The sequence below is a fragment of the Trinickia sp. genome, from assembly GCF_051961175.1.
Classification (GTDB): domain Bacteria; phylum Pseudomonadota; class Gammaproteobacteria; order Burkholderiales; family Burkholderiaceae; genus Trinickia.
On the sequence record NZ_JBQCDN010000258.1, the window covers coordinates 1 to 8,463 of the forward strand.

Below are 8,463 nucleotides of genomic sequence, written 5' to 3' on the forward strand. Positions count from 1 at the left end.
TCGAGCCTGGTGCGGCGATCCTTCAAATAGGCACCAAGAGCGTTGTCGTTTGTGGCTGGTGTGCTCATCCGGTTAGGAGCTATACCTGTATAAGTTAACTTCTTTACGCGGATAGATTATGAGCCGAAAGTTAGCACTGGTCTACTTTCGATCGGGTGCTTTCCCTACTTTCGAGCCTCGTCCTATCTCTGTGTATCGCCGTTCTCGGCGTGCGCAGCTTACTTCCGCAATTCCAGAAGGAGATTTTGATCATGCGTGTATTTGTTACTGGTGCGACCGGCTGGGTTGGCTCGGCCGTCGTGAACGACCTGATCGCCGCTGGCCATCAGGTGATCGGCCTGTGTCGTTCGGAAGAGAAGGCGGCAGCCCTTGCCGCCACAGGCGCCGAAGTCTTGCGCGGCACACTGGCAGATCTCGACATCCTGCGTCGCGGCGCCGCGGCTGCGGACGGTGTGATCCACACCGGCTTCAACCACGATTTCTCGAAGTTCGCAGAGAACTGTTTGGTGGACAAGCTCGCCATCGAGACGATCGGCGGCGTGCTCGAAGGTTCTGACCGTCCGTTGCTCGTGACGAGCGGCACCGGGTTGCTGGCGCGAGGTCGTCTCGTGACCGAGGACATGGTGCAGGTTTTCGATCCCACATGGCCTCGCGCTTCCGAAGAGGCCGCCATCGCACTGTCGGCGCGCGGGGTGCGCGCGTCGGCGGTGCGCCTTCCTCCGTCGGTGCATGGTCACGGCGAACACGGCTTCGTGCCGATGCTGATCGACATCGCCCGGGAAAAAGGCGTCTCTGTCTATGTCGGTGATGGTTCTAATCGCTGGGCCGCAGTGCATCGCCTTGACGCGGCGCGCGTCTTCCGGCTGTCGCTCGAACACGGCGCGCAAGGGGGGCCTTTCCATGCCATCGCCGAAGAGGGCGTGCCGGTCAAGGCAATCGCCGAAGTGATCGGCCGACACCTGAACGTCCCGGTCGTTTCGAAGTCGCCTGAAGAGGCGGAGGAGCATTTCGGCTGGTTCAGGTTCGCCATGATGGACATCCCGGCGTCGAGCGAGCGAACCCGGTCCCTGCTCGGCTGGAAGCCGCAACAACCGGGGCTCATCGCCGATTTGGACCACCCGGCCTATTTCTCGTAGCAGTGCACTCGCGTGGTGGATGTCAACGTCAAGGGCGTGCTGTACGGCAACGCGGCCACGCTTGCAGTGACGAATCCCCAGGTATTCGGTGAAATCACCAACGTGTCGTCGATCAGCGGCGGTAGAAGGGCGAGAGTGCGCCAAGTACCACCAAAAGTACCACCGTGTACCCCGGCTGTCGAAGGACCAAACCGGTCGGAAAAGGAACAAAAAACCCCGCAAGACCGTGATCTAGCGGGGTTTCTCGGAATCCATCGGCACAAGCCGGAACATATCCCTGGTGCCCGGGACCGGACTCGAACCGGCAAGCCGTGAGGCGGCGGATTTTCGTCACACTGCATCTTTCGATGCCGGCGATGGTGTTTAAACAGACATCACCGTTCGTGCGCTGGACTATGCCTTCGCCATCTCGCCGCACACGAAACTGAACTCATTCGTGCGCACCGAATTAGGCGCCCCCCGTCTAGTCTCTACACCTTCCGCGAAACGGCTTGTGGCCGGATTTTCGGGCTTGGCTCGGCGTTGCCTCGTCGCCTACACCGCGCATGCGCACGGAAAAGGCCAGGGGGTTCACCGAATTTGAAGGGTTCTGCACCGGCCGTTTCCAACCGGGCACTCAATTGCTTAAGTCCGCTATGTTTACCAATTTCATCACCCGGGCAGGGCGGACGCGATTCTACCACCGGTCGCATCGAATACGACTAGGGCGCCAGTACCGAGATTGGGATCGACCATGCCGGAGCGCATCCTCGGCTAAAATGGCGCGCCCCTTGGTAACCAGGATCCCCCCATGAACACGCCCCCGCGCTCACTGCTCGCGCTGCTCCTGATCGCGCCGCTGTTGGCTGGCGGCTGCACCCTGTACGCCAATCCGAGCGCGTGCAAGGCACAAATGCGTCAAGCTGTCGCCAACGCTATGCCGCCAGGAACCCTGTCGATTTCGAACGTTGGTGTCGGCATCGGCGGCTCACGCGTCGTCGTCGAGGGCACGTTCGAAACAGCCGCGGCAGCAACGGATGCGTCGGACGCGAGGGTGTCGAAGGCTGCGGACAATCCCGCGGCCAAACCGGCTAACCCCGCCGATAAACAAGCTGACAAGAACCACGAAAAGCTGGCCGCGATCGAATGCACGTTCGAGGGCGACAAGCTGACGGCAATGCGCTGGCTCTCGCCCCCCGAACTCGCCAATCCTGCGTCCTCGGCGTCCGCCGATGCGGACTAGCATCGAGCGAACCGAGTGCCGTACGGTGCTAGCATGATCGCGATTGTCCGTTCCACTTGAACGAGGAGGCGGCCATGGATGGCTTCGTGCGGCATCAAATGGAAGGCGTCTCGGTCGATATTCAAATCGTGCCGGCCACGCCAAACGGCTATGCGGCGCGCTTCAGGGTATCGGGCGAGCCGGGCGACGAAGCGGATTGGCCGGTGATTCACGTGGCTCGCGGCCCGTTCGCCACCGCCCAGCAAGCCGAGGAGGCGGCGAAGTCGGCGGCACTCGAACATATCCTCGAGCAAGGCGGCTCGCCCGGCCACTGAGGCCGCCGCGCGCCGTCACGCAGGCGGAAATCATCGGCGCCGACTCGGTCCGCGGTGTGTTTTTACACATGCCTCGCCGGGCCCGGTAAAATGCTCGGCTGATTCATTCACACACTGGCGGCGAAAGCGCAAGGATTTCCCGAACATGATCGATCTTCGTTTTACCTCGCGGTTCGCCGCTTTGCTTTTGGCCGGCGGCCTCGTTGCCGGTTGCAGCACCTCGTCTCCCACCAAGGTTGATTACAAGAGCGATTCGAAATCGAAGCAGGCGTCGCTGGCCGTCCCGCCCGATCTGCTCAACGAAGTCTCCGATCAACGGTCGTTGCCGCCCCAGGGCGGCGAAACGTCGGCCTCGGCGCTCGCACAAGTGCAGAAGGCCGCTCCGTCCGACACCGCTGTCATGCCGCCGGCCAAGGGCATGCACATCCAGCGCGACGGCACGGAAAGCTGGCTTGTCATCGATAACCGTTCGCCGGACGAAGTCTGGCCGCGTATCCGCCGGTTCTGGCAAGAGCAGGGTTTCCTGCTCGTCGTCGATCAGCGCGACAAGCACGTGCTCGAAACGGACTGGAACGAAACGCGCCCCCAAATCAATCTGGGGCTGATCCGCAACACGCTCTCGAAGGCAATGGGCAATGCCTACGTGGCGGCCGAACGCAACAAGTTCCGCACGCGTCTCGAAGCGGCGCCCAATGGCGGCACATATGTGTTCATTAGCCAAAAGGGTATGCGCGAAGCGCTAAGCAGCGCGAACAGCGATACGACGGAATGGCAGTCGAAGCCGAACGATCCCGCGCTCGAGCTCGAATATCTGAAGCGTTTGATGGCGGGGCTCGCACTGGCCGATGCGCGTGGCGATAAGGCTGGCCCGGTGGCTGGCGACATCGCCGCCAATCCGGCCAGCGATACCGCTGCAGCAAAGGCCGGCAAGCCGGATGCCGCTGCAGCCGCCGTCGCGGCTCGTAACGCAGAGCTGGCTGGCCAATCGCCCACGTCGCAAAATGCCGACACCAACGCGCAATACACGTCGACCGAACTGACGTTGGACGAATCGTACGAGCAGGCTTGGGCACGCGTGGGCATCGCCCTCGATCGCTCGAACTTCACGATCGACGATCGCGACAGCGCGAAGGGCCTCTACCAAATCCGCTATGTGGACCCGCGCGACAAGAGCTCCGAGGAGCAGGGCTTCTGGAGCCAGGTCTTCCATGGCCGCAAGGAGAAGGTGGCGAAGCAATACTTCGTCAACGTGAAGGCCGTGACCGAAAACCAAACGCGTGTCGCCGTCGTGGACGACAAGGGCAACGTCGAAGATTCGCGTCCCGCCAAGGAAATCATGTCGTTGCTCGTCGATCAACTGCGCTAATCGACACTAGACGAACGCTGTACGAGTTTGCTGCGACAAGAACCCGCCATTTTCGGCGGGTTCTTTTTTTTGTGCGCCCGGTAGGGCGCACCCCCTTATGTCACCTGACGTTACGCCGTAACGTGTCGCCACGCCGTTTCCGGCATGAAACGTTTCATGTCATCGCGGTTTAGATTTGTCTTTAAAAATCAGTCGATTGCATGCCGCGTTGAGGGTGGCACGCAAGCTGCTTTTCTATGCGGAGCAGGGCAAAAATGCAGGGAGAATGAGGCGGCCTTCGATCCGATACAAAGGTGCCGTTGCGGAGGGGCAAAGCGTCAGGATAGGCGCGCATCCGCAATGGAATGGCTGTCCGAAGTCATTCGTATGTCGCCTCGAAAAGACACGGCTCGCGTTTGCACGCGAGCGACGGTGGCCCCGTCGCCTATCCTCGTAGGGCGATGGTTTTACCCGCGCTCCACGGAGCGCGGGTATTTTTTCGAGCTGCGCGCCGCACCGTTCGTTCGCCGTTCGTTAGGACAACGAACGAAGCGCATGTAGCCGGCCTTAGTGATTAGTTTGCGGAATGTCCAGGATCAAGATAATGGTCCAGTCTGCGTCGCCGTCATGATGGTACTGACGCTCGACCACAATGAACGGCTGCTGCTTGCCCGCGGGGCCGAGAAAGAGAACGTCGCCTTCCATCGGCAAGCATTCGACGGGCGGCAAGGCGAGAAACGCTTCTTGCGAACCGCGTGGCATCAGCTTCTCGATCTTGCGCGATGCCGCTTCAGTCCATTCGATGTCCAACTGGATGTTACTCATGCTGTCCTCTCCGCACCTTGGTGCACGCGGGGTTGCGAAATATTCGGGTGCGCGACTTTAGCATACAGGCCGGGCCCTCCGGTCAAACGCACAGCGCCGAAGCCGGTAGACCGGCTTCGGCTCTTTTTGCATCCGCGGCGCATCGCCGCAGCATTCGAGACAGTTATTCGCTGGCGCCGCTGGCGGCTTCCGCCTTTTCCGCGTTCGCCTTGCCCTTCGCCGCATGCTTGTGCATCGGCTTGTGGTGCATCGACTTATGCTTCATCGGCGTGCTTTCGTTCATCGGCATTTCTTGTTGCTGCTGCTGAAGCGCTTGCGCCCGTTGTTCGACGTCGGCCGCCTTGGACGGATCCGTGCTCATCGTCACACCGCCTTCATCGGTTTGAGCGTAAGCGGCGCCGGCGAGCAGCGAAAGGGAGAACATGACAGTCAGGGACGCTTTCTTCATTATTGCCTCCGTGCGAAAAGTGGATGGATGGTGGTCCAGATGCTGCCCGTCCGGCTGGACATTGCAAATTCTACCCAGCATAAGCCCAAGTACGCGATTCGTGTGGAGCAAATGCGACGCTCCGTTACGTATCGTTACATGTCGGGACTTCGATCGTCAAAACCAGCCTAACGCGCTATACAGATGGAACTGGGCGATACCGATTAGTTCATGCAGCGCGGTGTTGGCTGCGGCGAGGTTGGACCGGCGCGGCAGCAGGCCGCGGCGCGCCACCCGTCCGCTCGACGCTACCGGCTCGGGCGCGAGACCGAACCGGCGAAAATCCATTAGTGCACGCGGCATATGATAGGCCGACGTGACAAGCATCAACGAATCGTAACGTTCGCCGTGCAAAATGCGTGCGACGTACTCTGCGTTCTCATACGTCGTCTGGCTCTTGTTCTCGAGGACGAGATCGTCCCGCGCGATATGTGCCTGCAGCAGATACGGTGCATAGGTGTCGGCTTCGGAGGCGGGATGCGCCTGCGGATTGCCGCCGCTCATGATCACTTGGCACTGACGGTCCTGCTCCTTACATTGCGCGTAAAGAGAAGCCGCGAGTGCGATGCGCGGCAATGCGTCGCGTTGCGGGACGAGCGTGTCGTCCCGATCGATTCGCGTCCCGCTGCCGAGCACGACGATCACAGTCCGCGGCCCGAACCGGGGCGGCGGGGCTTGTGAGGCCCCGTCCTGAACTGAGGCGAGCAGCGGGGCAGTCAGCCAGCCGGCCGACAGCAGCCAAAACAGGGTGAGGCCCGCGACGGCGATCGCCATCCTGGCGCGGCGCCATAGCACGAAAACCGCTGAAAAAAGCGCGAATAAAGTGAATATGATCAATTGAGATAGGGTAACGTATGGTTTCGGGGATGTGCCGGATGCAGCGGCGATAGATTGAATGGACCAGGGGCGTGCTCGCATTCCGATGCGAGATGAAGCGCCCGATTATAGGCAAATAGCATGACGGAACCGGCACACCCGGTTACCGCCCCGGCTCGACGGCTGGCGCTCACCTGTACCGGCCGCCGTAAGGCATGCGCCGTCAGGCGTGACGGCGGCCGCACTTTAAGAAAGAGTCGAGATGACCACGTATTCCAACGAAGCGGTGCTCGAAGCGCTTAGGCGAGTGCAATATCGTCAGGTTCCATGGGCCAAACGTCCTGGCGTGTTCCAATATTTGCGGGGCCTGGGCTTGATGGAAACGGTCCGCCAGCGCACGGTTGCGCCGGGAGCGGGTTTTCATGCGCCTGTCGATATCGCCGTGCTGACGGACAAAGGGCGCGCGGAATTCAATCGCCTGGCTCGCGAGGAGCGCGCGCTGAGCTGGACGGATGCAAAGGCGTGCGAATACATCCCAAGCGAGGCCGCTGCCGCCATTGAACTGCGGTCTTAGCTCGCGCGCACCGCTTCGCGCTCAGCCTGTTATTTCTTCACCGTTGCTGCGAACGCCCCAAAAAAAACCCGTATCGCGAGGATACGGGTACCGGATATTTCTGCTGCCACGCTGTGCTCATGGCAATCACTCCGACTAGCCGAACGGCGAGTGGTTCCCGTCATTTTGATTCCAATTGCATCAGTCGAACATGAGGGGTATCGATTAGCGTCGCGGCGGTGAGCGACGGTGCGTAGCGTCTCCGTTCCAGCGTGCGTTGTTCTCGATATCGCCGCGTAAATTGCCACGCGGGGCGGACGCGCCCACCGGCGCGTTCGGGGGCGGCGCTGGCCAATCGGCCCGCATCTCGGGCGGCCGCGGCCTAGGGGCGCGGGCGGGCGGCCCGTGGGCAAGCGACGCGTCCGCCAGCACGATGCCGGCACTGCAAATCAGCATGCCGGCGGCGTAAATTGCTGCCTTCATTCGGAATGTCCGGCGCGAAATACCGGCGACGTGTCGGCATAAATACACGATAAGCGTCGCGACGAAAGGACGCTGTAAATATTAGTAAATGGATGTTTCGGTGCAGCGGTATTGTGCGCGCGTCCGCTGACGAGAAAGGAAGGGTGGCGGCATTCGGGCATGGCTGCCGCCGACGGGCAAACGCGCATGGCGTGCGTCGTTAAATAAACACTTTGCCCCGCATGAACGCGTTGGCCCGCGCGAGTCGCGCGGGCGTGTAATTGGTATTGAGGATCGGCCCGATCAGGCCATCTTGACCGGTGCCCGCCACGATTCCGGATTCGTCCAGAACGCACCGCGCAAGCGGTCCGGGCTTCGCGGCGCGGGCGGCTTGACCGCAGTCGCGCCAATCCGGCCACGCAGCGAGACTTGGCGCCCGCACGTATCGAGGCGTTTCACGATTTCCATGAGCGTGCCATCCGCCTGCCACTCGTCGAAACGGCGCCGGCACGTCGGCGGCGACGGATAGCGCCCCGGCAGCTTCGACCAACCTTCTCCGGTGGACAATACCCACAGCACCGCATTCACCACGGCGCGCGCTTCGACGCGCGGGCGTCCGCGGCGCTCGCTCCGCGCAGGTTCGGCGCAGAACAGCGCTTCGACCAGCGCCCACTCGTTATCTCTCAAATCGTCGAACACCATATGTCCTCACCTCAGCGAAACTGACCCCGGTGCACTGCCCCGTGCCGCGCACCCTTGAGACACCCTGTCGGGTATCGAGCGAGCCGGTGGGGCGCCGGGAACGATGTCGATCATCGAGCGGCGCGCCTACCGCAGCGTGCCGAGCAACGCATGAAGCATGCCATGTCGGTGGCAAATGCTTGGAAGCCCCGTCGCGACGGCCTTGGGGGGACGTCAGCTAGGGGCGTATAAGACGCCAAAATGCCGGGCGCGGAAATCAGGGCAATCACCAATCTAGTGCAGGGGAGCGCCCGCCAGGTGCGATCACGCCCGCATATTGCAATGCGATAAATTCGCGAGGACGGTTTTGCTGGGAACGGGGGATTCTTGCTTGCGGCGGGCGCATGCCACGTATGCGGGTTGATTTGCGATTGCAGCAAAAGACGCCGACCCGTACCAGCGATCGGGCTGGTCGAAGGGCTTCCCAATATTTGAGTTGTGGTAGGTTTTATGCCACGGCGGCCGTCTTCGATTCACTGTTTACGCCCCGGGTCTTTTTGCGTAAGATGGCGTTCAGTCACGCGGCGCCTTCTCCGGAAAACCGCTGCTTCGTCCGGCTGGG

9 protein-coding genes are annotated in these 8,463 nt (G+C 61.5%); 5 read left to right on the forward strand and 4 right to left on the reverse strand.

The genetic code is table 11. The features are described 5' to 3' along the window. Positions 1-251 precede the first annotated feature (251 nt). The 4 genes from ACTHL0_RS15545 (at position 252) to bamC (ending at position 4,038) form a co-directional block, all read left to right on the forward strand. Positions 252-1,136, forward strand: a complete 885-nt coding sequence (locus ACTHL0_RS15545; RefSeq protein WP_440567713.1) for an SDR family oxidoreductase — start codon at positions 252-254, stop codon at positions 1,134-1,136. Between the two features lie 790 nt (positions 1,137-1,926). Beyond that, positions 1,927-2,358, forward strand: coding sequence for a hypothetical protein (locus tag ACTHL0_RS15550; RefSeq protein ID WP_440567705.1), 432 nt, complete (start codon positions 1,927-1,929; stop codon positions 2,356-2,358). Positions 2,359-2,432: 74 nt separating this feature from the next. Beyond that, positions 2,433-2,672: a hypothetical protein gene (locus tag ACTHL0_RS15555; protein WP_440567706.1), complete on the forward strand. Its 240-nt coding sequence runs from the start codon at positions 2,433-2,435 to the stop codon at positions 2,670-2,672. A 145-nt stretch (positions 2,673-2,817) separates the two neighbouring features. Further along, complete coding sequence (gene bamC / locus ACTHL0_RS15560) at positions 2,818-4,038, forward strand: outer membrane protein assembly factor BamC (protein WP_440567707.1); 1,221 nt, start codon at positions 2,818-2,820, stop codon at positions 4,036-4,038. 546 nt (positions 4,039-4,584) lie between these two features. On the opposite strand, the gene ACTHL0_RS15565 is transcribed toward bamC, so the two are convergent. From ACTHL0_RS15565 to ACTHL0_RS15575, 3 genes are all read right to left on the reverse strand, one after another. Continuing rightward, complete coding sequence (locus ACTHL0_RS15565) at positions 4,585-4,842, reverse strand: DNA-binding protein (protein ID WP_440567708.1); 258 nt, start codon at positions 4,840-4,842, stop codon at positions 4,585-4,587. A 163-nt stretch (positions 4,843-5,005) separates the two neighbouring features. Next, positions 5,006-5,290: a hypothetical protein gene (locus tag ACTHL0_RS15570; protein ID WP_440567709.1), complete on the reverse strand. Its 285-nt coding sequence runs from the start codon at positions 5,288-5,290 to the stop codon at positions 5,006-5,008. A 156-nt stretch (positions 5,291-5,446) separates the two neighbouring features. Continuing rightward, complete coding sequence (locus ACTHL0_RS15575) at positions 5,447-6,166, reverse strand: YdcF family protein (RefSeq protein WP_440567710.1); 720 nt, start codon at positions 6,164-6,166, stop codon at positions 5,447-5,449. Between the two features lie 241 nt (positions 6,167-6,407). On the opposite strand from ACTHL0_RS15575, the gene ACTHL0_RS15580 reads away from it, so the two are divergent. After that, positions 6,408-6,719: a hypothetical protein gene (locus tag ACTHL0_RS15580; protein ID WP_440567711.1), complete on the forward strand. Its 312-nt coding sequence runs from the start codon at positions 6,408-6,410 to the stop codon at positions 6,717-6,719. A 744-nt stretch (positions 6,720-7,463) separates the two neighbouring features. On the opposite strand, the gene ACTHL0_RS15585 is transcribed toward ACTHL0_RS15580, so the two are convergent. Next, positions 7,464-7,862 carry a transposase gene (locus tag ACTHL0_RS15585; RefSeq protein ID WP_440567712.1) on the reverse strand — a complete coding sequence of 133 codons (399 nt, stop codon included), beginning with the start codon at positions 7,860-7,862 and terminating at the stop codon, positions 7,464-7,466. Between the last annotated feature and the right edge of the window lie 601 nt (positions 7,863-8,463).

What these genes read in the sequence shown, in the direction of transcription:
- ACTHL0_RS15545 (WP_440567713.1), top strand. Translation starts at nt 252, where the DNA reads ATGCGTGTATTTGTTACTGGTGCGACCGGCTGGGTTGGCTCGGCCGTC.
- ACTHL0_RS15550 (WP_440567705.1), top strand. Translation starts at nt 1,927, where the DNA reads ATGAACACGCCCCCGCGCTCACTGCTCGCGCTGCTCCTGATCGCGCCG.
- ACTHL0_RS15555 (WP_440567706.1), top strand. Translation starts at nt 2,433, where the DNA reads ATGGATGGCTTCGTGCGGCATCAAATGGAAGGCGTCTCGGTCGATATT.
- bamC (WP_440567707.1), top strand. Translation starts at nt 2,818, where the DNA reads ATGATCGATCTTCGTTTTACCTCGCGGTTCGCCGCTTTGCTTTTGGCC.
- ACTHL0_RS15565 (WP_440567708.1), bottom strand. Translation starts at nt 4,842, where the DNA reads ATGAGTAACATCCAGTTGGACATCGAATGGACTGAAGCGGCATCGCGC.
- ACTHL0_RS15570 (WP_440567709.1), bottom strand. Translation starts at nt 5,290, where the DNA reads ATGAAGAAAGCGTCCCTGACTGTCATGTTCTCCCTTTCGCTGCTCGCC.
- ACTHL0_RS15580 (WP_440567711.1), top strand. Translation starts at nt 6,408, where the DNA reads ATGACCACGTATTCCAACGAAGCGGTGCTCGAAGCGCTTAGGCGAGTG.
- ACTHL0_RS15585 (WP_440567712.1), bottom strand. Translation starts at nt 7,862, where the DNA reads ATGGTGTTCGACGATTTGAGAGATAACGAGTGGGCGCTGGTCGAAGCG.